The following is a 26,894-nucleotide window of genomic DNA, read 5'->3' on the forward strand; positions in this document are numbered from 1 at the left end:
ATTATCCAGCTTTTTTGTTGGCTCATTTTAGTTAGGAATTTCATTTTTTAATGAGATTAAATATTTCAGGAAAACGTAATCAACTTTTTAATTAGTAAAAAAATGCGCTAATAAGTTGTAACAACCTGTCAGCGCATTTTTTTTATTTTTAAGAAAATTCTTTTTCTAAAATAATTGCTTTAGGAAACAATATATTATTTTCTAAATGAATATGTGTATGCAGGTTTTCCTCAAACTCTCTTAGCATTGCAAATGTCACTTTATAAGTTGTACAGCCGTCGGTTGGTGCTGTATAATTATTTGTCAGGTTAGAAATTTCATTAAATCGTTCCCCTTCTACTTCATGCTCATGTGTCATCATGGCAATTGGGTTAGCCACTGATCCAAAACCAGGCTGAAGAACAGCTTCGTCTCTTTCTTTCGCTTTTACCATGTTTTTTATAAAAGGAAACAAAATGGCTTCTTCTTTATGCATGTGCTGTGATAATTCAGTAACACATTGGTTAAACAATTCATTTATCTTAAACAATTCTGGATGTCTGCCTCCATGAACATTACAAAGTTTGTTTAAAAACTGTATTATAATAACCGATTTATCTACCACATAGCGATGATGCGTTTTTTCGATATAATCTGCCAACAGATCCAAAGGCCATGAGTTAAAATCGATCGTATTTGAATCTTCTGCAAGTAAGACTTCGTTGATCTTTTTAAGCAAAACCCTTGTATCTATATTTTGCTTTATGCAAACTTCATTAATTGTCTTGTGTCCTTTACAGCAAAAATCAATTTTATATTTTGAAAATACTGCTGCTGTTCTAAAATCCTCTGTAACAAAAGCCCCAACTGTTTTATCTCTTAAATTTTCCATAATCATTATATTTTTTTTCTTTGATATCTCTACTTTTTTAATAAAAGACAAATTAATCTTTTATTAGTTTAAGAAAAAACCCTAACCCAAAAGAGAATTAGAGTTCCTTTATTTATTCTACAATCAAAACACCTTTCATCATAGCAAAGTGCCCTGGAAACGAACATAAAAAATTATATGTTCCTTTTTTATCAATAGTAAATTCGATTGTATCTTGTTCTCCTCCGCCAAGTAATTTCGTGTGCGCAATAATCGAAGCTTTTTCTGATTCCGGGATATAATCTGTTTCCTGGGCAGCTGCCGCTTTAACAGCAAAAGCCGCTTCATTAATACCTTCTTTTAAGATCACTACATTGTGTCCCATTGCCTGTTTAGGTATTTTTCCAGTATGTTTTAGGGTTAAAGTAATTGGTTTTCCGGTTTCGGCTCTTAATTCATTTGTACTAAACTGCATTTCATCGTTTCCGGTAATAACCAAAACATTGCTTGCTGCTGCAGGATGTCCTTCATCAGATGTAGTTTCATTTATTTCTGTTGGTTCGTCTGTGGTTGCAGCATCTTTTTTTCCGCAAGAAGTTATTGCCAAACATCCCATTAGCAATACAATCGAAATTTTAATTTTTTTATTCATTTCTAACTATTTTAAATTTTTTATATTATTCTCTATCATTTATTCTAAGAAAAAAATCACCCGTTTTTACTCCTGATGCAAGTTGCTCTAGTGTGGTATTAGTAAGCATTTCTAAAAGCAATTCGCGTACTTTTTTAAACTCTTTGTGCACGGGACAGGGTTTTGTTTCTGAACATTCTTTTAATCCTATACCACAACCTTTATATATAGTATCGCCATCTATCGCATCAACAATCTGAATTAATTTAATCGATTTTACGGCATTATCAGAAACTTCAAATCCTCCTCCTACTCCTTTTGATGATTCTATGATTCCGTTTTTAGTCAAAATTTGCATTATTTTGGCTGTAAAAGGTTCCGGAGAATCAATTTCTTTTGCAACATCTTTTATTCCCACCCTAATTCCTTTTGAGGATTTAGTGGCAATAAATATAGAAGCTCTGATTCCGTACTCGCAGGCTTTTGAAAACATAGGCAAATTTGTTGATTGAACTACAAATATATTCAAAATCCATATAAAAGACAAGTTTATCTTTAATAGTTTTAATTATAAAAAACTCTTATTTATAACCAAAATAATTAATATGAAACAAAACACTAATTCGGGACCAAATTCTAATAAAAACCAATTTTAGTTTTACCTTTGGAAGTACTAATTTTTCTAACACCTAAAAAATGGCTTTAAGCAACTCAAAAGATCTCAAATTAGCCGTTCTTATTGATGCCGATAACGTGCCTTACAGTAATGTAAAAGGCATGATGGAAGAAATAACAAAATTTGGCACACCAACCACAAAACGTATTTATGCTGATTGGACCAAGCCAAATTCTAATGGCTGGAAAGCAGTTTTATTAGAACATGCCATTACGCCTATCCAACAATATAGTTATACGGTAGGTAAAAATTCATCAGATTCTGCCTTGATTATCGATGCCATGGATTTGCTCTATTCAGGAAAACTTGATGGTTTTTGCATTGTTTCCAGCGATAGCGATTTTACGCGTTTGGCCATAAGATTAAGAGAATCCGGGATGAAAGTAATTGGTATTGGAGAAAAAAAGACTCCAAATTCCTTTATTGTTGCCTGCGACAGATTTATTTATATTGAAGTTCTTGACGGTGCGATCCAGAAGAAAAAACCAAAAACAACAGCTGCTGCCGACGCAAAAAAACCGGTAGAAAAACCTGCTGAAAAAGCATTACATAAAATTGATGCTCCCACTATCGAACTTATCGAAGCTACGATCGAAGATATCGAAGATGATGATGGCTGGGCATTTTTAGGAGATGTTGGAAATTTAATTGTAAAGAAAAAACCAGAATTTGACCCAAGAAATTATGGCTTTTCTAAACTTACACCAATGTTAAAATCGCTTACCGATATTCTTGAAATAGACGAAAGAGAATCAGATAAAAAAGGCATAAAACACGTTTATGTGCGTCTGCGATTCAATTAATTATTAAACTATTACCCATTAATTTTTTACGAACATGAGAAAAAAATTCTTTATTTACGGATTCTTATTGTTTATAATTGTTGTTACAATTTATTTTTACACCAAGCGCGGTTTTTTACTTGTTATTATTATTCCGATATTATTAGTTATTGGTGTTTACAATACGCTACAAAAAAAGCATGCTATTTTAAGAAACTTTCCTGTTTTAGGTTATTTCAGGTATTTATTTGAAATGATTGCGCCAGAAATTCAGCAATATTTTATCGAAAGATCTACTGACGGAAAACCATTTTCAAGAAATCAGCGTTCTTTAGTATACCAAAGAGCTAAAAATATCGATTCGAATACGCCTTTTGGAACACAGCAAAACCTAAATCATGATAGTTATGAAGGGATAAAACATTCTATTTTTCCGGCAAAAGTCAACGAAGAATTACCTCGTGTAATGGTTGGAGGAAAAGATTGCAAACAACCTTATTTAGCTTCTTTATTTAATGTTTCGGCAATGAGTTTTGGTTCATTAAGCGAAAATGCGGTTCGCGCTATTAATATAGGTGCGAAAAAAGGAAACTTTTACCAAAATACAGGAGAAGGCGGTCTGACAGATTATCATCTCGAAGGCGGCGGAGATATTACCTGGCAAATTGGTACCGGATATTTTGGATGTCGTGATGCTGAAGGAAATTTTAGTCCTGAAAAATTTTCAGAAAAAGCCAATCTTCCTAACGTTAAAATGATTGAGATTAAGCTATCGCAAGGAGCAAAACCAGGTCACGGAGGTGTACTTCCGGCAGCTAAAAATACCGTACAAATCGCTAAAATAAGAGGAGTCGAACCACATACGATGATACTTTCTCCTCCGGGTCATCATGCTTTTTCAGACGTAAAAGGACTTATTCATTTTGTTGCACAACTACGTGAATTATCAAACGGAAAACCTATTGGTTTTAAATTATGTATAGGAAACACTGCCGAATTTGAAGCGATTTGCCATGAAATGATTGCGGAGGATACTTATCCTGATTTCATCACCATTGATGGTGCTGAAGGCGGAACCGGAGCTGCTCCGTTAGAATTTGCTGATGGTGTTGGAATGCCTTTTGAACCTGCCCTAATATTTGTAAATAAAACTTTAGTAGGCTTAAATATCCGTGATAAAATACGCATTATTGGTAGCGGAAAAATTATTTCAGGTTATTCTATCTTACACGCCATTGCGCTAGGTGCAGACATGTGTAACAGCGCTCGCGGTTTTATGTTCTCATTAGGTTGTATTCAGGCATTGCGTTGTCATAATAACGAATGCCCTACCGGAGTTGCTACCCAAAACAAAATGTTGATGAAAGGTTTGGTTGTCACCGATAAATCAGATCGTGTATATCATTTTCATAAAAATACCTTACATGCCGCGAATGAACTTTTAGCAGCAGCCGGCAAAAATAGTTTTGCTGATGTTGATAGTAATATCTTTATGCGAGGTGATGAGTTTAGTCATTTATCAGATTCTTATTTTCCGGATATTTTAACGAATGTTACTAAACGATAAAAAAATAAAGCCTCTTTGCAATCATACAAAGAGGCTTTATTTTTATTATTTTTTTTTAACTAGAGTTTTGCTGTTACCTTTTCTTTAGCATCTCCGTTTTCTAAAACAGCCAATTCTTCTTTATCGACTACTCTTTGCGCAAGAATAGCATTATTATAAGCTAAAAAGTAGACATCAAATTTTACTCCTTCTTCGATTAATGCTTTTGAAATTTGATCGTTTTTGATCATTTCTTTCAGCAAATCAGGAAAGGACTCTTTGTAAGTTAATTTATTGGTGTCGTTTTCCTCTAAATTGGTTTCAATTCTAATTTCAATTTTATTGTCATTCAAAAATGCTTTTGCCGTTGTACTGGTAATACCACTTCCTTTTATTGATGACGAATTGTTATAAGTACTTACATGTTCCTGAATTTTTTGTTTGGTATTTTTACAACTTACCAATACTAAAACAATCATAACAGCAAATGCGATTTGGGTAATTTTTTTCATAAATTTTTAGGTTTTAGGTTATTTTTTAACTCAAACATAATGAACTTTTCAAACAAAAACAACATCATTTCGCAAAAATAAAGTATGTAATTATTTGACTACAAATAAATTATCATAAAATAAATAAACATTTACAATAAAAATTGAAACCCAATATTATCAAACCGACTATTCGGAGCAAATAAAAAAGCCGCTTTAAAACGATTAAAGCGGCTTTTTTACTATTATACAATCAATTATTACTGCAATAATTCCTTTATAGATTCTTTGTTTATGATCTCTTTTACAAGAACCGTATTATCATTGGCCAAAAAATAAGCATCAAACTGAATCCCTTCTTCAACGAGTTCTTTAGGAATTTCGTTTTTACTGATCATTTCTTTCAGCAACTTAGGAAACGATGTATTGGCTTTTACTTTATTAGATTCATTTTGCTCTAAATTAGTTTCAAAACGCAATTCGATTTTGTCATCATTGATATAACCTCTCGCCGTTGTAAGCGTAACATCATCGGCCTTAAAACCTGCAGCTGTACTATTATAAGTGGTGACATATTCCTGCAGTTTTTGTTTTGCATTTTTACAGCTTACCAATAATAGAACAAGCGCAATCGTACACGAAATTTGAATAATTCTTTTGATCATAACATTATTTTTTTAATTTTTGAAGTCTTAAAAGCGCTTCAAGATAATAATAATCTGCATAATTTATCGAACAATCTATTTCACTTCCGGCAGGTTTATGTCCTGTAGAATGAAGCAAAAATGCCGAATTTACATCATGACTCTGATAATGGTCTGAAAGTGATACAATCATTTTTTTAGACTTTGTTAAGTATTCTTTCTTAAGATTTGCATCTTTTGTATACGAACTTAACTCAATAAGTGCCGAAGAAACGATGGCTGCAGCCGAAGCATCTCTTGGCTCATTCGGGATGCCGGGCGCATTAAAATCCCAATACGGAATTAAATCTTCCGTCGTTAATCTGTCTAAATAAACTCGGGTTAATTTATGCGAAAAATCTAAAAATTTAGGATCCTTTGTTTCTCTGTAAACCATTGTAAAACCATAAATCGCCCAAGCCTGACCTCTCGCCCACATACTATCATCGCTATAACCTTGCGCGGTTCTGCCTTTTATTTTTTTACCAGTTTCATAATCATAAATAATAACATGATACGAACTGTAATCTGGTCTAAAATGATTGTTCATCGTAGTTTCGGCATGTTTTACTGCAATATCATACAGCTTTTTATTGCCTCCGTTTTTAGAAGCCCAAAAAAGCAATTCTAAATTCATCATATTATCGATGATCGTATTATGACCACCCATTTTATTATGTGGCCAAGACTGAATCGTACCTACTTTTGGATTAAACAGTGTTGCTAATGTATCAGCGGTTTTTAAAACAATTTCTTTATATTCTTTGTTTTTAGTTAAACGATAACCGTTTCCGAAACTATTAAAAATCTGAAATCCTAAATCATGATCCGCAGCTTTACTAACAGACAAAGGCTTCAAAAACTGACTAAATTTATCTGCTTCTTTTTCCCATTTTTTATCTCCCGTTGCTTCGTACAAATACCATAATTCCCCTGGCCAGAATCCGCTTGTCCAGTCTTTGTAATTAACAAATTTCCAATCTTTGTTTCCGTTAGGAACTGTTCTTGGCGAAGTTCCATCATTCGGAATTACCTTTAGAGTTTTCGAAGCTTGTTCTGCACAATATTCGAGTTGTTTTTTTACATTAAACGAGTTGCTTTTTTGGGAGTAACCGTTACTAACAAATAAAAATAAGGTCAAAATCAAAGCTGTAAATCTTGTATTCATGTGGTTATTTAATTAGATAGAAAAATTATTAGTTTTTTTTTTGGAATCGATAAATTTATAAAATAAAGCAGACTTATTTGAAGGTTTGTATTTTTCGTGCCCTAATATTGTACTATCCGGGCCCTTTTTTCTTAGTTGCTCTTTGTCAAAGTTTCAAACTTTGACAAAGATTTTCTAGATTTTCAAAACATAACATATTAAATCAAATAGTTTCTCTTCTCTTTCCTCTTTGTCAAAGTTCAAAACTTTGACAAAGAGAAAATCAAGAGTCTCTACAAATAAAAGATTTAATATAAATTTGCTCTAAATATAATTTCACTTGAAAAGAAAACGACTCTATTATTTCATCATTCTCTTATTGATTATTTTTCTTGGAATCTTTTCCAGAGAATTTGATGAGATACCATTATGTACAGGAGATTTTCTTTACGCTGTGATGATGTATACCTTTATTAGAATACTATTGATCGAAAAAAAAGCGACGCAAATTCTGATTTTCGCATTATTGATTTGCTATACAATTGAGTTTTCCCAACTCTATCAGGCTGATTGGATTAATGAGCTTAGAAAAACACTATTTGGAAGATATGTTCTTGGTCAAGGTTTTTTATGGAGTGATATTCTCGCTTATACTTTTGGAACTTTTACAGCTTTTTTAATTGAAAGAATCGCTTTAAAAAACAAACTTTAATCCAGCGTTTGCGTGATTTTATCAATATTCAAACTATTTGCCATTGCCGTAAATATTTGATAATAGACTGATTTATTATCATACAATTCGTCATGAGTTCCTTTTTCGACACACCTTCCTTGTTCTAACACAATGATATTTGCCGCATCGATAATTTGAGAAATACTGTGCGAAATAATAATTACAGTTCTGTCTTTTTTAATAGCATCGAGGGATTTTTTTATTTGCTCTGTGGCAATTGCATCCAAACTTGCTGTTGGTTCATCGAGAAAAATAATTGGCGGATTTTTTAGAAACAATCTCGCGATAGCAATTCGCTGTTGCTGCCCTCCCGAAAGTAAATGTGCATCTGAATCATAACCTTTTGGCAATTGCATAACCTGATCATGAATATAGGCTTGTTGGGCGGCTTCAATAATTTCTGATTGTGTAGCATCAGGTTTTCCGTATAAAATATTTTCGGCTATTGTACCTTTAAAAATGTGGTTCTTCTGTAATACCAATCCAATGTTTTTACGAAGAAAATCAGTATTGTAATCATTTAAATCTACTCCGTCCAGATAAATTTTTCCGCTTGACGGTAAATAAAACTTATCCAGTAAATTGATAATAGTGCTTTTTCCGGCACCGCTGAGTCCTACCAAAGCTGTTGTTTCATTGGGTTTTATAGTAAAATTGATATCCCAAAGCGCTTTTGTTCCGTTTGGATAAATAAAATCGACGTTTTTAACTTCTATAAGTCCTTTTATTTTCTCCGGAATATAATCGCCGCTGGTTTCTTTTTCGTTTTCTGATTCTAAAATATCGAAGAATCCTTCAGAATAAATCAAGGCATCATTTACTTCATCATAAATACGATGTAATTGCCTGATGGGCGCAGATACATTGTTGAACAACATAATATGAAACATAATTGCGCCAATTGTCATGGTATTATTAAGCACAAAATAAGCGGTTAGAATAATGATAATTACTACGCCTATTTGTTCTACGAAGCCTTTTACACTTTCAAAAATAAAACTGGTCTTTCTGGTTTCCAATTGATTTTCGGTCATTTCGAACTGAATATCTTTATGTCGATCCGCTTCCATAGGTTCCCGAACAAACGATTTTATAACCGTTATAGATTCGATTAAACTTATGATTCCGTTATTTTTAGTTTCACGATAATGACGCATTCTTCGTCTAAAACCACTCAACTTTTTAGCTTGCAATTGACTTATATAAAAATAAATAGGAATAATACATAAACTTACTAAACCCACATAAACATTGGCATAAAACATAATTGCCAGCGCCACAAAAGCATTTGCAAACAAAGGCAGAATATCAATAAAGAAATTCTGAACCAATCGTGTAAGACTACTAATACCGAGATCGATTCTTGTTTGAAGCTTTCCGCTTTCATTTTCATTAGAAGTATAAAACTCCATTCTGTAAGTCAGAATTTTTTCGACTATAGACTGAGAAATGTCCCGGGTGATAAAGATTCGCAGCTTTTCTCCGTAAAATTTCTGCCCAAACTGCACTAATGAATAAACCAACTCTTTTGAAAGTAATACAATACTAATAATTTCTAATAAATGAAATCCTTTTGATAAAGGTTCATGCGCTACCATTAATTTACTGATAGAATCAACGGTATACTTTAATATTAATGCGTTTACCTGAGCAGCAAATGACCCTAAAAAAGTAAGCAATAAAGTGGCAATCACCATTTTCCTGTATGGCTTAACAAAAGGAGTTATTTTTTTATATAATAATGATATCTGCATTTATTTTTATTTCATGTCGTCTATCAAATATAAGAATTCTAAATTTGTGTTTTAAAATACTCCAAATAATAATCTCTTAAAACATATCATCATGCAATTGGTTTTCGCGTCAAACAATCTTAATAAAATCAAGGAAATTCAAAGTATCCTAAACGGATCGATACAATTATTAAGTTTAGAAGATATTGGCTGTCACGAAGAAATTCCTGAAACTGCGGATACAATTGAAGGAAATGCGATTTTGAAAGCCAATTATGTAACTGAAAAGTATGGTTATGATTGTTTTGCAGATGATACCGGATTAGAAGTTACTGCTTTAAACGGAGAACCCGGCGTTTATTCTGCACGATATGCGGGAGAACAACGTAATGCCGATGATAATATGAGTAAACTTCTGGAAGCTTTAGCTGATAAAGAAGATCGCAGCGCTCAATTTAAAACTGTTATCGCATTAAATTTAAAAGGGAAACAGCATTTATTTACCGGAATTGCAAAAGGAAGTATTATTCTTGATAAAACCGGAAATCATGGCTTTGGTTACGACCCTATTTTTCAACCGGAAAATTATACTGAGACTTTTGCTGAACTGGCCTCAGACGTTAAAAATAAAATCAGTCATCGTGCAAAAGCAACTCACCAACTAATTGATTTTCTGAATGCAGCAAAATAATTGTTTAGAATACAACATTTTACAGTCCAAAATTTATATTTCACGACGTATTTTTCCCGAATTTTCTGGATTGTCAGACAAAAATCATGCTACAGTAAACATAACTTTTTGATAATCAAATCATAACAAATACATAATTCTTAAAATAGCATTAGTTTATCTGAATAATTAACAGTAATTTTGCACCCTATTTTAAATACATATATGAATAAATTTGAACAATTAGGATTGAATGAATCGTTACTGAAGGCGATTTTAGATCTAGGATTTGAGAATCCGTCAGAAGTACAGGAAAAAGCGATTCCCCTATTATTGGAAAAAGACACGGATATGGTTGCGTTGGCTCAGACAGGGACAGGGAAAACGGCAGCTTTCGGTTTTCCGCTAATTCAAAAAATTGATGCTGACAACAAAAATACACAAGCATTAGTTTTATCGCCAACACGAGAACTTTGTTTACAGATTACCAACGAACTTAAAAACTACGCAAAATACGAGAAAGGTATTAATGTGGTAGCAGTTTACGGCGGGGCTAGTATTACAGAGCAAGCTAGAGACATTAAAAGAGGAGCACAAATTATTGTGGCTACTCCGGGGAGAATGCAAGACATGATCAACAGAGGTTTGGTTAACATTAAAAATATAGATTACTGTATTCTTGATGAGGCTGACGAAATGCTGAACATGGGATTTTATGAGGATATCGTATCTATTTTATCAGATACTCCGGATCAAAAAAGTACATGGTTGTTCTCTGCAACTATGCCACAAGAGGTTGCCAGAATTGCAAAACAATTTATGAGCGACCCGGTAGAAATTACTGTTGGAGCTAAGAACTCAGGTTCTGCAACAGTTTCTCACGAATTTTACTTAGTAAATGCTCGTGATCGTTACGAAGCTTTAAAACGTTTAGCCGATGCAAATCCAGACATTTTCTCTGTGGTTTTCTGTCGTACTAAAAGAGATACACAAGCTGTAGCTGAAAAATTAATCGAAGATGGATACAGCGCTGCTGCATTGCACGGAGATTTATCTCAGGCGCAACGTGATGGTGTAATGAAATCTTTCCGTGGAAGACAAATTCAGATGCTTGTTGCTACTGACGTTGCTGCACGTGGTATTGACGTTGATAATATTACTCACGTAGTAAATTACCAACTTCCTGACGAGATTGAAACTTACAATCACCGTTCCGGACGTACTGGTAGAGCTGGAAAATTAGGAACTTCTATTGTAATTGTTACAAAAAGTGAGTTGCGTAAAATTTCTTCTATCGAAAGAATCATCAAACAAAAATTTGAAGAAAAAGCAATTCCATCAGGAATTGAGATTTGCGAAATTCAATTGTTGCACTTAGCAAACAAAATTAAAGATACTGAAGTTGATCACGAAATTGACAACTACTTACCAGCAATCAACAATGTTCTTGAAGATTTATCTAAAGAGGAATTGATTAAGAAAATGGTATCTGTAGAATTTAACCGTTTTATTGCTTACTACAAAAAGAACAGAGATATCTCTACTCAATCTGGAGAAAGACGTGAAAGAAGTGATTCTGAGCCAAGAGAATTCAATAATAACGGAGCAGTTCGTTACTTTGTAAACATCGGTTCAAGAGACAACTTCGACTGGATGTCACTTAAAGATTATTTGAAAGAAACATTAGACTTAGGTCGTGATGACGTTTTCAAAGTAGATGTAAAAGAAGGTTTCTCTTTCTTTAACACTGATCCTGAGCACACTGAAAAAGTAATGGAAGTATTAAACAACGTACAATTAGAAGGACGTCGTATTAATGTTGAAATTTCTAAAAATGACGGTGGCGGAAGACGTGACCATAACGGACGTTCAGGTGGCGGAAGAAGCTCTGGAGGACCAAGAAGAGAAGGTTCTGGCGGAGGAAGTTTCGGACCAAGACGTGAAGGTTCTGGTGGTGGAGGTTTCAGAAGCGACAGAAGCTCTGCTCCTAGAGAAGGTGGTTTCAGAAGCGACAGAAACTCATCTGCTCCTAAAAGAGAAGGTGGTTTTAGAAGTTCAGCTCCAAGAAGTGAAGGTAGTTCAGACAGAGCTCCAAGACGTTCTGAAAGCTTTGGTGATTCACCAAGACCAAGAAGACCAAGAAGAGACTAATAAGTCAATATCTTAAAATATAAAATCCCAAATTCCAGACATAATTGGAATTTGGGATTTTTTTATATTCAGAATCTTCTTCTGAATTGATGTGCCTTCTAATTCAAAACAATTTAGATTAAATCTCCTTAGGCTTTTTTAGTTGAATACCAAAGTAACACTTCTTGCTTTGTTAATTTTCTGATAATTATATTCGAAGACTGCGAAATAATTAATCCCTATTTAGTACTTTTAGTGCTTTAAATCAGGATATGAAATATTTCGCAGTTTTCTTTTTTACACTACTATCTACAATTGGTTTTGCGCAAGACAGTGAGTCTACAGTACCTCAAAGAGTATCTGGTTACATTATCAACGATAATAGTAAACAACCTCTTGCTAATGTAAACATCATCAACACCAACAAAGTTCGTGGTGCAAAATCTGATGCCAAAGGATATTTTGAGATAGATGTTCAGCTAAACGATACCATTCACTTTTCGATTTTAGGTTTTCAATCCCTTAGAATCAGGGTAACGAATGACTGGATAAAAAATAAAGTGACCAGAATTCAGCTTACAGAAAAAGCAATTGCCCTGGAAGAAGTTATTATTGCTCCTTTTAGTTTAACAGGATATCTTGAAGTCGATTCAAAATTGATTCCGACTAAAGAAAACTATCGTTATAGTATTTCAGGCCTTACACAAGGTTATGAAGCGGGTGAATATTCTCCAAATGCTTTTGGAAAAGTATTGGGATCTATTTTTAATCCTGCCGATGTGCTCTATGGTTTTTTTGGGAAAAATGCGAAAGAACTCAAGAAATTAAAGGAAATGAGAAAAGACGATACGGTTCGAAATCTGTTAGAATCTAAATACGATCGCGAAACCGTCTCTGTATTATTAGGTATTAGCAAAGACGAAATTCCTGAAATTTTACAGCGATGTAATTATTCTGAAGCCTTTATACAATCAGCAAATGATTTACAAATTATGGACGCCATTAATGGTTGTTACGAACAATATAAAGTGCTGAAACGAAATTAAAGTTCAGCGTTCTCTAATAAATTAATCCCTGATTACTCTAAGTGGTCAGGGATTTTAATTTTAAACTGTTTTTTATTTTTACTAATTCCAAAAAAGCGGACCTTATAGCTCCCACACGTTATTGCGAAAAGTAATCAACAATATTAAGGTTCTGTTTAATTATCTGTAAGACAAATATGTTATATTTGATTTTTACTAAAACAGATATTGTCAGACAAAGGCATCCTATTTAGTGGCTATCCTCTATTAAACAAAATTCGAATATAATGACAACATTTCCAGTATTAGCATCAACATTATCTGAAAAGGAATTGGGACTCTTTATAACTGAAAAATACCAACTAAACGAAAATTTTATTTGTAAATTATTTAGAACAGGTTTAAATCATACTTATTTTATTTCGGATAATGAAACTAAATTTGTTATAAGAGTTTATTGTTACAAATGGAGAACAAAAAAAGAAATTGAACAAGAATTAGAATTATTAATTTTACTCAAAAATAATTCTTTATCTGTTTCTCATCCAATTGTCGACAAAAACGGAAATTTTATTCAAGAAATTAATGCCCCAGAAGGAATTAGATATGTTGTGTTATTTTCGTACGCTAAAGGAGAAAAAATTCGCTTTATGTCTAATGAAACTTGTTATTCTATTGGTTCATTAATGGCTAAAATTCATAATATAACCGAAAATAAAAAAATTAACAGAGTAAACTATGATTTTGAAATGTTTTTAAATAGTTCATATAATTATTTAAAAACATTTTTTACAGAAGATTTAGATGAAATGAAATTCTTAAAAGAAATTGGTAGTAAAATACCAAAAAGAATAAAAGAATGTAGTTTTTTAGAAAATCAAAATGGAATAGTTCATTTGGATATTTGGTATGATAATTTGAGCGTTAATAATGAAAATGAAATCACTATTTTTGACTTTGATAATTGCGGAAATGGTTTATTAATTTTGGATGTTGGCTATTTTTGCAAACAATTATTCTTTATAGAATCCGACAAAAATGAATATGAAGTAAAGGCTAAAAGTTTTCTAAACGGATACCAAAAAATAAGACATTTATCAGAAAATGAAATAAAGTTAATTCCAGAAGCTGGTGCGTCAATTTTCTTATTTTATCTTGGAGTACAAGCGCAAAGATTTGATTGGTCGAATATATTTTTGACTGAAAATTATTTAAAAATGTTTGTTGGAAGAATAAGGAATTGGTTGGAATACTATGAAACAAAGAATTAACTTTAGCTAACAGCCACTACAACTGATTTTAGCAATAGACTTAATGGGAAAATAGTTTTTGTATTTGTATGATTGGGCAAATCGGTAAAATGCGCTTAATTTAGTACTGAAGTAGCTATAGTATCAAAACGTTATATTCAACTTTAACCAAAATTATTTATGAAAAGTTATTTTTTAACATTATTATCATTTGCTTTAGTATTGACAAGTTGTTCCGGACAAACTGATAAGGAAAAATATGGGCGTCCTTTAATTGCACTTATTGAAACAGATCCTTGGCTTATGGTTATTGGCTCTGATGTTCCGACTTTTGCTTTGTACGAAAATGGTCAAATCATTTATAAGAAAATTGTCGATAAAGAAACAAAATATTTTGAAGTAACAAATAACAAAGAAACAACTCAAAAATTAATTAAATCGTTTGGAATTACAGACAATTTGATAAAGCAAAAGGATTTTATAGAAGCATCAACTGCCACTGATCAACCAACAAATATTTTGCTGTTAAACTTTGATAATGTAAGGCAATTAAGTGTTTATGGAGAATTACGCAATTTAAAAAATCAAGCAAGAAAAGAAACACCAAAAGACTTTCTTGATGTTTATGACAAGATTATCAAATTCGAAGACAAAAAAGCGATAGAATGGCTACCAAACACTTTTGAAGTTATGGCTACAAAGTATAGTTATGCAACTGAAAAATCGTTGAAATGGAATAGTGAATGGAATGATATTAAAAGTAAATCAACCGTAAAACGCAATGAAGATTTATATAGTATCTATTTAGACAAGAAATACTATAAAGAATTTATAGAGCTTTTAAAAAACATGAAAGAAAAACAAGCTGTCGAAATAAATGGAGAAAAATATTCGTTAACATACAGACTTCCTTTTCCAAACCTATAATAAACTACACATAACAGCCATTTGGCAAGATTGCGAATTTTGAGATCAATTCAAGTTTGAGTTTCGTAGTAAATTTTATCTTATTCGAAAGAACTCGATTATAAAGTTCGTAAAATCGCCACTTACCAGAACGTCACCACACATTTTGAAAAAAACAGAACGCACATATAATCCCGAAGAAATCAAACTGCTTCGAAGCAAAAAATATTCACTTTGGAAACATTTAGAGAATTTTGGAAAGAAATATATTGTAGTTATTTTGGTATTATTAATACCATTATTAATTTATGAAAAGTTCATTCAAAAAGTATCTTCTGAAACACAACTTATAATTTTAATTCCTGTACTAATAATTTCAATTTTACTTGTAACATATTGGATGATAAAAAAAGGAGAAATCGATTGGAATACCAAAGTCGAAAACGAAATAAAATATGGTAAAGTTGAAGTTTTAAAGATTAAAACTGATAAGGTATTCAAGAGAAGAGAAACATATGATTTAGGTTCCGGTTATTACATAAAAATATCCGAAAATGAAACATTATATCTTCAAGGACAATATTTTGACGAACTACAATATTCTCGAAAATTCCCGAATACAGAATTTGAGATTTCCAGAACATCGTTGACGTTTAATGAATTATTAAATATAGAATTTTTTGGAGATTTTTTAAAACCTGAAAAAAAGCTAAGAGCATTTACAAAAGAGGATTATAAAAATAATAAAGCTCATTATGATGGAGAATTATTGAACATTCCAATAGATGAGATAAAATAAAAAACGTTTGATAACAGCAATCAACGGATTTAGGCAATTGGATTAATAAAAAATCATTTGGGATGATTTGACAAATCCACAGAATAGACTTAATTTAGGTTCAAACCCACTATAATACCAGAACGTTATAGCACATTTTAAACACGTAACTGCAAATGGAAGAAATAGCAGAACAAAGATTAATAATTGATATTGACCTTGCGCCAAATGTAGACGCTGTTTACACCGGAAAGTGTATTGTAGCAAACTCTGAAATAGTTATGCTTCTTAATTTTGACGAAGAAAACGAAAAGTTTGACGGATATACTATTGTGAAAAACAGTGACGTTGAAAAATATAGAACTTGGCAAGCAGAAGATTATACAGAATTGAAAAATGACAATTCAGAAAGTTTGCTGGCTAACATTAATTTGAAGGACTTTAAAGATTTAGAGAAATCATTGAAAAGCTTAGTATCCGAAATAGTTTCAATTTTTACCTATGATAATGAAGATTCATTTTTTGTTGGTAAAATATTATGGGTAACAAATGATTCAGTTGAATTACATTTAATTGATGAAGATTCCAATTGGAGTGAAAACGAAATTATAAAACTAAATGATATTAGTTATCTTGGTTTTGAAACAGAATATGAAAGAGAAATTAAGAAAAACATGGTATAACAGCCGTTTGGCAAGATTTGGATTAAACTGAATTTAAGGATGGTTTTATATTTAGAAAATTTGCTTTACCTTTTCGATATCACTCGCATGACAAATCCGAAAACCAGACTTAATTTTATACCAACCTGCGATAAAACCAAAACATAATAATCAATACTTTCTCAAACTCAAATCCTCAATTAAAAAAATTGGGGATTTTTTTATGCCTTTAGGATTATAAAAAACCTTACATTTACTATTAAAATAAATAATACAAACTAAATCAAGATATTATGGCTAAGAGTCAGGATGCTAAAAAAACAGCAAAAAAAGAACCGTTAAAAACGGCTAAAGAAAAGAAAGAAGAAAAAAGAGAAAAGAAAAATAGTCCTAAGAGAGATTAGTTTTCAGTCGCAGTCGCAGTTTTCAGTCTCAATGAGAAACTGAAAACTGTGACTGAAAACTGATTACTTTATTTAACCGGAATATTCGAAAGAATTTCTAATACAAATTTCCAATATTTTTGAGCCGAAGAAATACTAGCTCTTTCATCTGGTGAATGCGCACCGTGAATGGTCGGCCCAAAAGAAATCATATCCATATTCGGATAATTTGTTCCTAAGATTCCACATTCTAAACCTGCGTGACAAGCTACCACTTTTGGTTTTTCACCGTTTTGTTTTTCGTAGATTCCAACCAAAGTATCTAATATTTCAGAATTTACATTTGGTGTCCATCCTGGATAAGAACCAGATAATTCTACTTCGCAACCTACCAATTCAAAAGCAGAACGCAATGCATTTGCCAAATCAAATTTTGAAGTTTCTACAGAAGAACGTGTTAAACATCCAATAGATATTTCTCCGTCTTTTACGATAACACGGGCAATATTATTTGAGGTTTCAACTAAATCTTCCATATCAGCACTCATTCTGTAAACTCCATTATGAGCAGCATAAACAGCGCGGATGATTCCTTCCTGAACACCTAAATCCATTACTTTTTCAGGTAAATCGCATTTTACGATTTCGATCGATAAATTAGGCTCAGTCGTTTTATATTCCGCTTTGATATCATTGATGATTTCCTGCATATCAAAAATATACGCTTCATCAAACATTTCAGAAATAATTACTTTTGCAACACTTTCTCTCGGAATTGCATTTCTTAAACTTCCTCCGTTAATTTCAGCCACTTGCAAACCAAAGTTTTCAAAAGCATCAAATAACAAGCGGTTCATGATTTTATTGGCATTACCCAAACCTTTATGAATATCCATTCCTGAATGACCTCCATTAAGACCTTTTACGGTAATAATATGTCCAACTGATCCTTCCGGAACTTCTTCTTCGTTATAGCTTCTTGTAGCCGTTACATCGATTCCACCAGCACAACCTATATCAATTTCATCATCTTCTTCTGTATCTAAATTCAAAAGAATTTGCCCCTGAAGAATTCCTCCTTTTAAATTTAAAGCTCCCGTCATTCCGGTTTCTTCATCAATAGTAAACAAAGCTTCGATAGCAGGATGCGGAATATCTTTGCTTTCAAGAATAGCCATAATTGTCGCTACTCCTAACCCATTATCAGCACCAAGAGTTGTACCACGGGCACGAACCCAGTCACCGTCTACATACATGTCGATTCCTTGAGTATCGAAATCAAAAACAGTATCTGCATTTTTTTGGTGCACCATATCAAGATGCCCTTGCATAACGATTGCTTTGCGATTTTCCATTCCCGGAGTTGCCGGTTTTCTGATAATTACATTTCGAATTTCGTCTTCAAAAGTTTCTAAACCTAAGCTGTTTCCAAAGTTTTTCATAAACTCGATTACGCGTTCTTCTTTCTTTGACGGACGCGGAACGGCGTTTAAATCAGCGAATTTATTCCATAGCGCTTTTGGTTCCAGATTTCTTATTTCCTGACTCATTATATTTTGTTTGAAGTTTAACAATTAAGAGTCCCAAAGTTACAAAGTTTATATTTTTTTCCGCCACGAATTTCACGAATTAGCACTAATCTTATTGAAATTAAAATACAATTTCACAAATACTATCTTATTTTGTAAAATTATAAACTAATAATTACTGAAAGTTCCCGGAATTTGTTGCTAACTTTTTTTATCAATCAATATTGTATTTATATTTACGTATCCAAAATTTAAACTGTGAAATCAAAATATCTTCTTCCTTTATTTCTAATAATTCAAATTATCCTCTTAAAAATTCTGCGCTTTTTTCCTGAATTTATAGAACGATTTTACAGCAACGGATTATATATAAAAATCTCTCATTTTTCAAGAATTGTTTTAGGCAGAATTCCGTTTTCTGTGGGAGATTGCATTTATTCTTTACTGATTATACTTTTGATTCGATGGATTTGGAAAACCCGCAAAACCTGGAAATTACAATGGAAAGACAATCTTCTTAAAGCTTTGAGCGTATTATCTATATTCTACTTTTTCTTTCATTTGCTATGGGCATTCAACTATTACAGAAAACCTCTTTTCGAAAAAATGAAAATTCAAAGAGAATATACAGATGCTGAATTATTGGCTTTTACCAAAAAGCTTATTGCAAAAACAAATGAAATTCAGTTTCAAATTACTAAAAATGACAGCACCAAAATCGTTTTCCCCTATTCACAGGAACAAGCTTTTCAGATGAATCTTAAAGGATATGAAAATCTAGCAAAAGAACATTCTTATTTTAAATATGAAATTTTAAGCGTTAAGAAATCTCTTTTCAGCCTGCCTTTAACTTATATGGGATTTGGCGGATATTTGAATCCCTTTACGAATGAAGCTCAGGTAAATGATTTATTACCAATGTATAATTTCCCACTTACTAGCTGTCATGAAATGGCACACCAAATGGGATTTGCCAGTGAAAGTGAATGCAACTTTATTGGCGTTTTATCATCTGTTAAAAATGACAATTTATATTATCAATATTCAGGATATAGTTTTGCTTTGCGTTATTGTTTAGGCATCTGGCAAGCGAAAGATGAAAAAATATTCAAACAATTAAAGAAAACCGTTCATGTTGGTATTTTAAAAAACTATCAGGAAAGTCAGGATTTCTGGAAACAATATGATACTTTTATAGATAAAGGTTTTCATGTTTTTTATGATAATTTCTTAAAAACAAATAATCAAAAGGACGGAATGGAAGGATATAGCAAATTTGTAGACCTAATGGTGAATTATTACAAAACGCGCGAATTATAAAAATTAGCTCACGGATACGGATTAAACGGATTTTTATAATTTAAAAACAAATTTTAAATATTCTACTAATTAATAAGCTTGCCGTAATTCGGGAAATTTGCGCAATTCGTGGCAAAAAAGCAAAAGAGTTTGTAACAAAAGTGATTTTAACACTACTAATACTTTATGAGCGAAAATCTAGAACAGTCATTTGTTGCGCAATTGCAGGCAAATCAGAATATAATCCACAAGATTTGTAGGTTATATACTGCCGGCGAAGATGCTCATAAAGACTTGTTTCAGGAAATCACCATTCAGTTATGGAAAGCTTATCCTAAATTTAGAGGCGATAGTAAATTTTCGACCTGGACGTATCGCGTTGCCTTGAATACCGCCATTACCTTATATCGAAAAACCAAACGAACCGTATCGACTGTAGAGTACGAGAGTCATCAGCATTTTATAAAAGATGTCGATTACAATTATGAAGAAGAAGAACAGATTAAATTGATGTACAAAGCCGTTTATCAGCTTAACGACATCGAAAAAGCATTAGTTTTTATGTATTTAGAAGACAAAGATTATCAAGAAATAGCCGAAACCCTGGGAATCAGCGAAGTGAATGCACGTGTGAAAATGAACAGAATTAAAGGGAAACTTAAAAAAATATTAAATCCTTAAAAATTATTATGAAAGAACTGGATTTATTAAAAAAAGACTGGAAAAAGAACTCGGATTCTTTTCAACAAATTTCTGAAACAGAAATCTACAAAATGATTCATAAACAATCTTCTTCAACCGTGAAGTGGATTCTGGTTATCAGCATTTTGGAATTCATATTTTGGACCTTCTCTAACTTATTTATCAATACTGATGATTTATTGCGAAAAATGAATCATCCGGAAATTGTCTTAGCCCTTGACATTTTAACTTATTTCAATTACGTAGTTGTGCTGTTTTTTGTGATTAATTTCTATAAAAACTATAAAACAATTTCAACAACCGTCGCTACAAAAATGCTAATGAGTGCTATTTTAAGAACCCGAAAAATAGTTCAGTATTATGTATGGTACAACTTAGGAATGCTTGTTATCATCTGTATATTTAGCTATTTCATCACTTTTGTTTATAATCCGGACATGGCGTTTTTAAGGGAAAAATTAGCCGCAGACGGGAAAGCAATGTTCTTTACTTTGGGAATTTTAATTCTAATAATATTAGGTTTACTAGGTATATTCTGGTGTATTTACAGATTACTTTACGGAACCTTACTGCGAAGATTATATGCTAATTATAAAGAGTTGAAGAAAATTGATTTTTAAGTAAAGGGTATAAAGCTTTTTTAAAGTTGCTAAGATTTTAAGACACTAAGGCTCTAAGGTTTTTTTTGAAACTTTACTGAAAGTTTTATTAATGTTCGCTTTCAGAAGCTTTATAACTCCATCTTCTCATTTCGTTAAGTTCTTCCTCTACTTTGATTTCTTCGGCTGGAATAACTTTCAAAAATGATGGATGCTGTTCGATAGCGTATTCTACTTTTTCAACAATTTCATCAATTGTATCGTTTTCATAATCAATATCGAGAGGTTCTTTGATGATGAAAGATTGCAGAATTCCTTTTTTCTTCATTCGTAATCCTTTTTTATCAAACGAACGACGGAAACCGTCAATAACAATAGGAATTACAATAGGTTTATGTTGTTTTATAATATGTGCAGTTCCTTTACGAACCGGTTTAAACGATTTTGTAGTTCCTTGCGGAAACGTAATTACCCAGCCATCTTCAAGTGCAATCCTTATGTTTTCAGTATCATTTGGGTTAACCTCGCGTTTTTCTGTAACATCAACACCTTTCGAACGCCAGGTTCTTTCGACCGTAATAGCTCCAACGTAAGCTAAAATTCTTGGCAATAAACCTGCTTGCATCGTTTCTTTGGCCGCCACATAATAAATATTCATCTTAGGTTGCCACAGATAACCAATATTCTTAATAGTATCCTGACGTCCGCTTAAACTTGCGTTAAAGACATGAAACATCGCAACAACATCGGCAAAATAAGTTTGGTGATTTGATATAAACAAAACATTTGTATCCGGAAGCGTTTTAATGATTTCAGACCCTTCAATCTGTAAGTCATTAAAACCCCTATATCTTCTATGAGTCATGGTGCCCAAAATACGGATTAACCATTTCTTGATGAATAATATATGTCCAAAAGGATTTCGTTTAAACAATCCCATAGCTGTTTATTGTATTTTTTATGTTAGAACGCAAACATACAAAAATTATTCTTTTAGCAGAACTATAAAGCAATTTCGGAAATAAATTGTTATTATAATGAATATCAAATTGTTAAATTTCTACTTTAACAAATTTTCTTCAAAAACACTTTTCAGGACATCTCTCAATTCGCTTAAAATCATAGCCGTTGCCCCCCAAACAATATGATTTTGAATATTAAATGCAGGAACTAAAATGTTATTGGCATAAGAAGTTGACAATGTGGCTTCGACAATAATTTCATCGTTTAAAAATACAGACAAAGGTAATTCTATAATATCAGCAACTTCCCTAATATCAGGATAAAACAAAAGCTCTTCTTTGGCAATGCCTAAAAACGGATGCACCAAAAAATTGCTTGGCGGAATATACATTGGGGTAAAATGCTTTACTACCTCTATTTTCTCGGGAGCAACACCCACTTCTTCGTGAGTTTCCCTCAGTGCTGTTTCCTGATAATCTGAATCCGTTGTTTCGTATTTTCCTCCAGGGAAAGCAATTTGCGAAGAATGAACTCCGTTATAAGCATTACGAACAATTAGCACTAAATGAGTTTTTTCATTTTTTGGATAAAACAACATCATTACAGCAGCAATACGCGGATTTTCTATTTTTAAATCTAAATTCTTTAAGGCTTCTATGCGCTCTTTTGGAGCCATTTTTATATGTGAGGCGACTGCCGGTAGTTCAACTGGAATTAAATTAGGAACATATTGTAAAAAATCTTGAAAATCCATATTCAAAGTTTATTTTTGTATTTTCAAATAAAATATAAATATAGTTTAGAAAACGCGTTTCTACAAGCTTTCTAAAATCAAAGCCATAAAAATGTACAGTAAAGAAGAATCACAAAGAATAAAAAGAGAATTTTGGGTGGCTTTCGCCGAAAAATATCCTCGTAAATGGGTATTGTATGATACCAAGATTAAAGATTTCTCTTTTAAGTTTTATGTAGACAATAAAAAAGCTCAGGTTTTAATTGACATCGAACAAAGAAGCGATGAAAAAAGAAATGCTTATTTTGAAAAATTAGAAGCTCTAAAAAATATTCTGGAAGAGGAATTTATTAAAGATCTGGTTTTCGAAAAAAATTATACTCTGGAAAGCGGAAAAACCATCAGCAGAATCTGGACTGAAATACAAGGTGTAGGTTTCAGCAACCGCAATAATTGGGACACTATTTTTGATTTCTTTTTCGAAAAAATGAATGCTCTCGAAATGTTTTACCTGGAGTATGATGACTTTATCAAGGATATTGATTCTTAAAGTTTCTAAGATGCTGAGATGCTAAGTCGCTAAGTTTTATATTAACCCGATAGGTTTGAAATCTGTCGGGTTTATTGTTTTTAAATAGTTAAGACTATTATTTACCAACCCATTTTTTGAAATAATAACGTGAGAATAAAAATCGTTCCTATTAAGTAATAATTATTCCAGCCTTCTTTTTTTTTCTGATCCGCAGAAGCCTTTTTATTGTATTTATACCAGAAATAACCATTCGCTATTAAAATCAAAACATAAATTCCAATTAATAAATTACTCCAAATCATAATATTAGTTTTTTTTTAATGTTGCTTCTTTTCTCCAATATTTTATTTATGTTTTTAAAGATTATTCTATTGAATCTTTGTATAAATAAAGTTATTAGCATCAAATTTATAGCATTGTAGAAATTTGTCATACCCTAAAAACGGGTAATATCAATTTATTTTTAAAACCTAAACACTAAAAATATTATAAACAATAATATGATCGTCGTAGTTAATATACAGTTGCTTTCTGTAATCTTGTTTTTTGCGGGTAATAATTGATAGTTTACAATCTCGCCCATCATTATCTTTACACATAAAAGAGTAAACGATATCAGTATCATTTTCTTCACGTTCGATATAATCAAGTATCTTAAAAAGCTGTATTTCCTGCGAGTAGACTACAATTCTATGTTTATTGGTATCCAGAACAACTGATAAGTTGACCAAATCAAGATCCGACCATTCGGCCCATATTCCTCTTTCATTCTTTTCTAAAACACTAAATCCCGAAGTCTTAAACTGATACGTTTGGCTGTAAGCTTGTTGCGAACAAAGCCCTAAAAAAAATAGTACTATATAGGTGCGGATAGAATTCATATTGTATTTGATGCAGATAATTAAAACTCAAATTTAGCGTTTTCCTGACGAGCAATTTCGAATTCGGTGATCATTTCTTGAATAATTTTTTCTACAGGTAATATTTCATGAATCAATCCTGCAATTTGTCCAATTTCGAGTTCGCCTTCTTCAAGATCGCCTTCAAACATTCCTTTTTTGGCTCGTGCTCTTCCTAAAAGCTGCACTAAATCTTCTTTAGATGGACATTTTTCATACAATTCCTGAACATCATTATAAAACTTATTCTTAATCAAACGAACAGGAGCTAATTCTTTCAATGTCAATTGTGTATCACCTTCTTTAACCTTAACTATTGTTTCTTTGAAATTATTGTGCGAAGACGATTCTATCGATGCCGCAAAACGACTCCCAACCTGAACACCATCTGCACCAAGAATCATTGTAGCAAGCATTCCGCGTCCGGTTGCGATTCCGCCGGCCGCAATAATTGGTATCTGGATTTTTTCTTTCACCATCGGAATCAAAGTCAATGTTGTAGTTTCATCACGGCCATTGTGTCCGCCAGCTTCAAAACCTTCGGCAACAATGGCATCAACTCCGGCTTCTTGTGCTTTTAGGGCAAAAACACTACTACTCACCACATGTACAACTGTAATTCCTTTTTCCTTTAAAAAAGAAGTCCAGGTTTTAGGATTTCCAGCCGAAGTAAAAACGATTTTCACACCTTCTTCGATCACGATATTCATGATTTCTTCGATGTTAGGATATAACATCGGAATATTAACCCCAAACGGTTTATCAGTTGCTTTTTTGCATTTCTGGATATGTTGCCTTAAAACTTCAGGATACATCGAACCAGCGCCAATTAAACCTAAACCTCCTGCATTACTAACTGCCGAAGCTAATTTATAACCACTATTCCAGATCATTCCGCCTTGAATAATGGGATATTTTATATTGAAAAGCTGTGTAATTTTATTCATTCAAAAATGTAATTATTGTTTGATAATCTTTCCTGTTTTGTGCAAACCATCAGCATCAAAAGTATAAAAATAGAGTCCACTTTTTAAAGCTTCAACAGAAAGAATTGGGTTTTGACTGGTTATTTGTTTTTCGATTATTTTTTGCCCCAAAACTGAGTAAACTGAAACAGAAGCTTTACTGTTTTCAAACAAAAAAGAAACCGTGGTTTGAGCCGGATTAGGATATACAGAAAAAACAGAAACTGAGGTTTTATAGTCTTCTACTCCTAAAGTCAACCCAAAATTGGGAATTCCGTAACCATAATTATTATCAGGATTAGCATATCGGTCTGAAGATTGCAGCACCATTTGCCTGATTTCTTTATTCGTTTTTGATGGGAAAGCCTGCCACAAACAAGCAATCATTCCCGCCATAATTGGGCAAGAAAACGAAGTTCCGTTCACCGTTGTAATATTTCCTGATGTATTAGAGATTACAGCAGCAGTTCCCTGCGCCATAACATCGGGTTTAATTCGTAAGTCATAACTTGGTCCAATAGAACTAAAGGGCGATTTTGTTTTTGAAGCCGTAACAGCACCAACTGTAATCACAGAAACAGCATCTGCCGGAGCACCTACATGAGGTTCTGCTGTATTTCCTTCATTTCCAGCCGAAGCCACTACTACAATTCCTTTACTAAAAGCAATTTCGGCACCACGCGAAATAAAATTCGTCGTACCATTCATATCACTATAAGTATGACTATAATTGGCATTATCAAAACCAAAATACCCTAAAGAAGTCGTAATAATATCAACTCCCAAACGATCTGCTTCCTCTGCCGCTTCGACCCAATAGGACTCTTCTACAGGGTTTTCTGTAGGATCGTATTCGGTAATAAATAAGTAATACGATGCATCTGGAGCAGTACCAACTAAAGCATTTTCTTTGTAGCCGCCCATTGTAGAAAGTACCATTGTACCGTGGTCATCGCCAGTATAGAAATCATTGTTTCTATTCACAAAATCGTAACCGCCTAATATTTGATTGTTATCGATAAGTTTCCTGAAAGGCTGAGCCGTATTTACTCCCGGAAAACCAGCATCCAAAACGGCTATTATTTTTCCTGAACCAGTATAATTTTGTTGATGCAAAACCTGACCGTTAAGCATTTGAATCTGATTGGCAGAAGATCCGTAACTATAATTGATTGTTGTTTTGAGTTTATCTTTTGATTGAAAGACCTGATTTTCTGAAACTTTTCTAGAAGTTGTATTCAGGTTTTTATTCGCAAAAACTACTTTATCTACAAATGATAATAATTTTAAAGATAAAATATTAGTTTGAGTTCCGCGAATATGAAGCGCATTCAACCATTTCGATTGTGCCATTACGGTTATTCCTGAATTTAGTTTTACCTGATTGATATAGGCAGCTTCTAAAGGAACATCGGTAAGATTTAAGGAAATATTCTGGTTGGTTCTTCGATCCAGCGCACGTTGCGTAAGCATCGTTAATGGATTATCTAAATACGTTTGTGCGCTTGGCTTGCCCTTAAAATAGACCCACGCATCTTCTTGCGAAAACATCACACAATAAACTACCAATAAAAGAAACGTAAAATAGTATTTCATA

The 26,894-nt window shown here is 32.6% G+C and carries 28 protein-coding genes; 14 read left to right on the forward strand and 14 right to left on the reverse strand.

The annotated features are described in order from the left end of the window. Positions 1 to 148 precede the first annotated feature (148 nt). From ric to ACIDC4_RS03340, 3 genes are all read right to left on the reverse strand, one after another. Positions 149 to 871 (reverse strand): iron-sulfur cluster repair di-iron protein, encoded by a 723-nt coding sequence (gene ric / locus ACIDC4_RS03330; protein WP_412041740.1) that lies wholly within the window; start codon positions 869 to 871, stop codon positions 149 to 151. 112 nt (positions 872 to 983) lie between these two features. Further along, a complete protein-coding gene (gene azu, locus ACIDC4_RS03335) occupies positions 984 to 1,502 on the reverse strand; it encodes an azurin (RefSeq protein WP_412041741.1) in 519 nt (172 codons plus the stop codon). 25 nt (positions 1,503 to 1,527) lie between these two features. Further along, positions 1,528 to 1,974, reverse strand: a complete 447-nt coding sequence (locus tag ACIDC4_RS03340) for an RrF2 family transcriptional regulator (RefSeq protein ID WP_230036763.1) — start codon at positions 1,972 to 1,974, stop codon at positions 1,528 to 1,530. 203 nt (positions 1,975 to 2,177) lie between these two features. On the opposite strand from ACIDC4_RS03340, the gene ACIDC4_RS03345 reads away from it, so the two are divergent. Together ACIDC4_RS03345 and ACIDC4_RS03350 are read left to right on the forward strand one after the other, a co-directional pair. Next, positions 2,178 to 2,960 carry an NYN domain-containing protein gene (locus tag ACIDC4_RS03345; protein ID WP_065447804.1) on the forward strand — a complete coding sequence of 261 codons (783 nt, stop codon included), beginning with the start codon at positions 2,178 to 2,180 and terminating at the stop codon, positions 2,958 to 2,960. A gap of 34 nt (positions 2,961 to 2,994) precedes the next feature. Next, entirely contained in the window at positions 2,995 to 4,506 is a 1,512-nt protein-coding gene (locus tag ACIDC4_RS03350) for an FMN-binding glutamate synthase family protein (RefSeq protein WP_412041742.1), read from the forward strand. Between the two features lie 59 nt (positions 4,507 to 4,565). Here ACIDC4_RS03350 and ACIDC4_RS03355 read toward each other — a convergent pair whose 3' ends face one another. From ACIDC4_RS03355 to ACIDC4_RS03365, 3 genes are all read right to left on the reverse strand, one after another. After that, positions 4,566 to 4,997 carry a hypothetical protein gene (locus ACIDC4_RS03355; protein WP_412041743.1) on the reverse strand — a complete coding sequence of 144 codons (432 nt, stop codon included), beginning with the start codon at positions 4,995 to 4,997 and terminating at the stop codon, positions 4,566 to 4,568. A gap of 239 nt (positions 4,998 to 5,236) precedes the next feature. Continuing rightward, positions 5,237 to 5,641, reverse strand: a complete 405-nt coding sequence (locus ACIDC4_RS03360; RefSeq protein ID WP_412041744.1) for a hypothetical protein — start codon at positions 5,639 to 5,641, stop codon at positions 5,237 to 5,239. A gap of 4 nt (positions 5,642 to 5,645) precedes the next feature. Beyond that, positions 5,646 to 6,827, reverse strand: a complete 1,182-nt coding sequence (locus ACIDC4_RS03365; RefSeq protein ID WP_412041745.1) for a glycoside hydrolase family 88 protein — start codon at positions 6,825 to 6,827, stop codon at positions 5,646 to 5,648. A 319-nt stretch (positions 6,828 to 7,146) separates the two neighbouring features. On the opposite strand from ACIDC4_RS03365, the gene ACIDC4_RS03370 reads away from it, so the two are divergent. Further along, entirely contained in the window at positions 7,147 to 7,518 is a 372-nt protein-coding gene (locus ACIDC4_RS03370) for a ribosomal maturation YjgA family protein (RefSeq protein ID WP_412041746.1), read from the forward strand. On the opposite strand, the gene ACIDC4_RS03375 is transcribed toward ACIDC4_RS03370, so the two are convergent. After that, positions 7,515 to 9,293, reverse strand: a complete 1,779-nt coding sequence (locus tag ACIDC4_RS03375; RefSeq protein WP_412041747.1) for an ABC transporter ATP-binding protein — start codon at positions 9,291 to 9,293, stop codon at positions 7,515 to 7,517. The genes ACIDC4_RS03370 and ACIDC4_RS03375 overlap by 4 nt on opposite strands. A gap of 91 nt (positions 9,294 to 9,384) precedes the next feature. Here ACIDC4_RS03375 and ACIDC4_RS03380 point away from each other — a divergent pair, with 91 nt between their 5' ends. The 7 genes from ACIDC4_RS03380 to ACIDC4_RS03410 all read left to right on the forward strand — a co-directional run bounded on the left by ACIDC4_RS03380 (position 9,385) and on the right by ACIDC4_RS03410 (position 16,714). After that, positions 9,385 to 9,963 carry a non-canonical purine NTP diphosphatase gene (locus ACIDC4_RS03380; protein ID WP_412041748.1) on the forward strand — a complete coding sequence of 193 codons (579 nt, stop codon included), beginning with the start codon at positions 9,385 to 9,387 and terminating at the stop codon, positions 9,961 to 9,963. Positions 9,964 to 10,167: 204 nt separating this feature from the next. After that, entirely contained in the window at positions 10,168 to 12,093 is a 1,926-nt protein-coding gene (locus ACIDC4_RS03385; RefSeq protein WP_412041749.1) for a DEAD/DEAH box helicase, read from the forward strand. A 251-nt stretch (positions 12,094 to 12,344) separates the two neighbouring features. After that, entirely contained in the window at positions 12,345 to 13,118 is a 774-nt protein-coding gene (locus ACIDC4_RS03390; RefSeq protein WP_412041750.1) for a carboxypeptidase-like regulatory domain-containing protein, read from the forward strand. Between the two features lie 266 nt (positions 13,119 to 13,384). Continuing rightward, positions 13,385 to 14,368, forward strand: coding sequence for a phosphotransferase (locus ACIDC4_RS03395; RefSeq protein ID WP_412041751.1), 984 nt, complete (start codon positions 13,385 to 13,387; stop codon positions 14,366 to 14,368). 159 nt (positions 14,369 to 14,527) lie between these two features. Continuing rightward, entirely contained in the window at positions 14,528 to 15,274 is a 747-nt protein-coding gene (locus ACIDC4_RS03400; RefSeq protein WP_412041752.1) for a hypothetical protein, read from the forward strand. 145 nt (positions 15,275 to 15,419) lie between these two features. Beyond that, positions 15,420 to 16,052 (forward strand): hypothetical protein, encoded by a 633-nt coding sequence (locus tag ACIDC4_RS03405; protein ID WP_412041753.1) that lies wholly within the window; start codon positions 15,420 to 15,422, stop codon positions 16,050 to 16,052. A gap of 155 nt (positions 16,053 to 16,207) precedes the next feature. Then, positions 16,208 to 16,714, forward strand: coding sequence for a hypothetical protein (locus ACIDC4_RS03410; protein ID WP_412041754.1), 507 nt, complete (start codon positions 16,208 to 16,210; stop codon positions 16,712 to 16,714). A 451-nt stretch (positions 16,715 to 17,165) separates the two neighbouring features. Here ACIDC4_RS03410 and ACIDC4_RS03415 read toward each other — a convergent pair whose 3' ends face one another. Further along, entirely contained in the window at positions 17,166 to 18,626 is a 1,461-nt protein-coding gene (locus tag ACIDC4_RS03415; RefSeq protein ID WP_412041755.1) for an aminoacyl-histidine dipeptidase, read from the reverse strand. A gap of 237 nt (positions 18,627 to 18,863) precedes the next feature. Here ACIDC4_RS03415 and ACIDC4_RS03420 point away from each other — a divergent pair, with 237 nt between their 5' ends. From ACIDC4_RS03420 to ACIDC4_RS03430, 3 genes are all read left to right on the forward strand, one after another. Then, positions 18,864 to 19,925: a DUF3810 domain-containing protein gene (locus ACIDC4_RS03420; protein ID WP_412041756.1), complete on the forward strand. Its 1,062-nt coding sequence runs from the start codon at positions 18,864 to 18,866 to the stop codon at positions 19,923 to 19,925. A gap of 165 nt (positions 19,926 to 20,090) precedes the next feature. Then, a complete protein-coding gene (locus tag ACIDC4_RS03425; RefSeq protein ID WP_089481356.1) occupies positions 20,091 to 20,585 on the forward strand; it encodes an RNA polymerase sigma factor in 495 nt (164 codons plus the stop codon). Between the two features lie 8 nt (positions 20,586 to 20,593). Next, the gene (locus ACIDC4_RS03430) at positions 20,594 to 21,226 is read left to right on the forward strand and encodes a hypothetical protein (protein ID WP_412041757.1); all 633 of its coding nucleotides are present in this window, start codon (positions 20,594 to 20,596) and stop codon (positions 21,224 to 21,226) included. Between the two features lie 88 nt (positions 21,227 to 21,314). Here the strand turns inward: ACIDC4_RS03430 and ACIDC4_RS03435 are convergent, their stop codons facing one another. Both ACIDC4_RS03435 and ACIDC4_RS03440 read right to left on the reverse strand, forming a co-directional pair. Further along, positions 21,315 to 22,145, reverse strand: coding sequence for a lysophospholipid acyltransferase family protein (locus tag ACIDC4_RS03435; protein ID WP_194615385.1), 831 nt, complete (start codon positions 22,143 to 22,145; stop codon positions 21,315 to 21,317). A gap of 120 nt (positions 22,146 to 22,265) precedes the next feature. After that, positions 22,266 to 22,922 carry an NUDIX hydrolase gene (locus ACIDC4_RS03440; RefSeq protein ID WP_412041758.1) on the reverse strand — a complete coding sequence of 219 codons (657 nt, stop codon included), beginning with the start codon at positions 22,920 to 22,922 and terminating at the stop codon, positions 22,266 to 22,268. Positions 22,923 to 23,013: 91 nt separating this feature from the next. Between ACIDC4_RS03440 and ACIDC4_RS03445 the strand changes: the two genes are divergently transcribed. Continuing rightward, positions 23,014 to 23,451: a DUF4268 domain-containing protein gene (locus ACIDC4_RS03445; protein WP_230036717.1), complete on the forward strand. Its 438-nt coding sequence runs from the start codon at positions 23,014 to 23,016 to the stop codon at positions 23,449 to 23,451. Positions 23,452 to 23,552: 101 nt separating this feature from the next. Here the strand turns inward: ACIDC4_RS03445 and ACIDC4_RS03450 are convergent, their stop codons facing one another. The 4 genes from ACIDC4_RS03450 to ACIDC4_RS03465 form a co-directional block, all read right to left on the reverse strand. After that, positions 23,553 to 23,735, reverse strand: a complete 183-nt coding sequence (locus tag ACIDC4_RS03450; protein WP_230036714.1) for a hypothetical protein — start codon at positions 23,733 to 23,735, stop codon at positions 23,553 to 23,555. 168 nt (positions 23,736 to 23,903) lie between these two features. Beyond that, positions 23,904 to 24,314 carry a hypothetical protein gene (locus tag ACIDC4_RS03455; RefSeq protein WP_412041759.1) on the reverse strand — a complete coding sequence of 137 codons (411 nt, stop codon included), beginning with the start codon at positions 24,312 to 24,314 and terminating at the stop codon, positions 23,904 to 23,906. A 20-nt stretch (positions 24,315 to 24,334) separates the two neighbouring features. Beyond that, positions 24,335 to 25,279, reverse strand: a complete 945-nt coding sequence (locus tag ACIDC4_RS03460) for an NAD(P)H-dependent flavin oxidoreductase (RefSeq protein ID WP_412041760.1) — start codon at positions 25,277 to 25,279, stop codon at positions 24,335 to 24,337. A gap of 12 nt (positions 25,280 to 25,291) precedes the next feature. Further along, complete coding sequence (locus tag ACIDC4_RS03465; RefSeq protein ID WP_412041761.1) at positions 25,292 to 26,893, reverse strand: S8 family serine peptidase; 1,602 nt, start codon at positions 26,891 to 26,893, stop codon at positions 25,292 to 25,294. Position 26,894: the final 1 nt, after the last annotated feature.

This window comes from Flavobacterium sp. C3NV, assembly GCF_046825355.2.
Lineage (GTDB): Bacteria > Bacteroidota > Bacteroidia > Flavobacteriales > Flavobacteriaceae > Flavobacterium.

Coding starts and splice junctions, on each gene's coding strand:
- ACIDC4_RS03415 (WP_412041755.1), bottom strand. CDS start 18,626: ATGAGTCAGGAAATAAGAAATCTGGAACCAAAAGCGCTATGGAATAAA.
- ACIDC4_RS03350 (WP_412041742.1), top strand. CDS start 2,995: ATGAGAAAAAAATTCTTTATTTACGGATTCTTATTGTTTATAATTGTT.
- ACIDC4_RS03440 (WP_412041758.1), bottom strand. CDS start 22,922: ATGGATTTTCAAGATTTTTTACAATATGTTCCTAATTTAATTCCAGTT.
- ACIDC4_RS03400 (WP_412041752.1), top strand. CDS start 14,528: ATGAAAAGTTATTTTTTAACATTATTATCATTTGCTTTAGTATTGACA.
- ACIDC4_RS03455 (WP_412041759.1), bottom strand. CDS start 24,314: ATGAATTCTATCCGCACCTATATAGTACTATTTTTTTTAGGGCTTTGT.
- ACIDC4_RS03345 (WP_065447804.1), top strand. CDS start 2,178: ATGGCTTTAAGCAACTCAAAAGATCTCAAATTAGCCGTTCTTATTGAT.
- ACIDC4_RS03465 (WP_412041761.1), bottom strand. CDS start 26,893: ATGAAATACTATTTTACGTTTCTTTTATTGGTAGTTTATTGTGTGATG.
- ACIDC4_RS03365 (WP_412041745.1), bottom strand. CDS start 6,827: ATGAATACAAGATTTACAGCTTTGATTTTGACCTTATTTTTATTTGTT.
- ACIDC4_RS03380 (WP_412041748.1), top strand. CDS start 9,385: ATGCAATTGGTTTTCGCGTCAAACAATCTTAATAAAATCAAGGAAATT.
- ACIDC4_RS03445 (WP_230036717.1), top strand. CDS start 23,014: ATGTACAGTAAAGAAGAATCACAAAGAATAAAAAGAGAATTTTGGGTG.
- ACIDC4_RS03435 (WP_194615385.1), bottom strand. CDS start 22,145: ATGGGATTGTTTAAACGAAATCCTTTTGGACATATATTATTCATCAAG.
- ric (WP_412041740.1), bottom strand. CDS start 871: ATGGAAAATTTAAGAGATAAAACAGTTGGGGCTTTTGTTACAGAGGAT.
- ACIDC4_RS03430 (WP_412041757.1), top strand. CDS start 20,594: ATGAAAGAACTGGATTTATTAAAAAAAGACTGGAAAAAGAACTCGGAT.
- ACIDC4_RS03390 (WP_412041750.1), top strand. CDS start 12,345: ATGAAATATTTCGCAGTTTTCTTTTTTACACTACTATCTACAATTGGT.
- ACIDC4_RS03425 (WP_089481356.1), top strand. CDS start 20,091: ATGAGCGAAAATCTAGAACAGTCATTTGTTGCGCAATTGCAGGCAAAT.
- ACIDC4_RS03460 (WP_412041760.1), bottom strand. CDS start 25,279: ATGAATAAAATTACACAGCTTTTCAATATAAAATATCCCATTATTCAA.
- ACIDC4_RS03340 (WP_230036763.1), bottom strand. CDS start 1,974: ATGTTTTCAAAAGCCTGCGAGTACGGAATCAGAGCTTCTATATTTATT.
- ACIDC4_RS03375 (WP_412041747.1), bottom strand. CDS start 9,293: ATGCAGATATCATTATTATATAAAAAAATAACTCCTTTTGTTAAGCCA.
- ACIDC4_RS03410 (WP_412041754.1), top strand. CDS start 16,208: ATGGAAGAAATAGCAGAACAAAGATTAATAATTGATATTGACCTTGCG.
- ACIDC4_RS03450 (WP_230036714.1), bottom strand. CDS start 23,735: ATGATTTGGAGTAATTTATTAATTGGAATTTATGTTTTGATTTTAATA.
- azu (WP_412041741.1), bottom strand. CDS start 1,502: ATGAATAAAAAAATTAAAATTTCGATTGTATTGCTAATGGGATGTTTG.
- ACIDC4_RS03355 (WP_412041743.1), bottom strand. CDS start 4,997: ATGAAAAAAATTACCCAAATCGCATTTGCTGTTATGATTGTTTTAGTA.
- ACIDC4_RS03360 (WP_412041744.1), bottom strand. CDS start 5,641: ATGATCAAAAGAATTATTCAAATTTCGTGTACGATTGCGCTTGTTCTA.
- ACIDC4_RS03385 (WP_412041749.1), top strand. CDS start 10,168: ATGAATAAATTTGAACAATTAGGATTGAATGAATCGTTACTGAAGGCG.
- ACIDC4_RS03395 (WP_412041751.1), top strand. CDS start 13,385: ATGACAACATTTCCAGTATTAGCATCAACATTATCTGAAAAGGAATTG.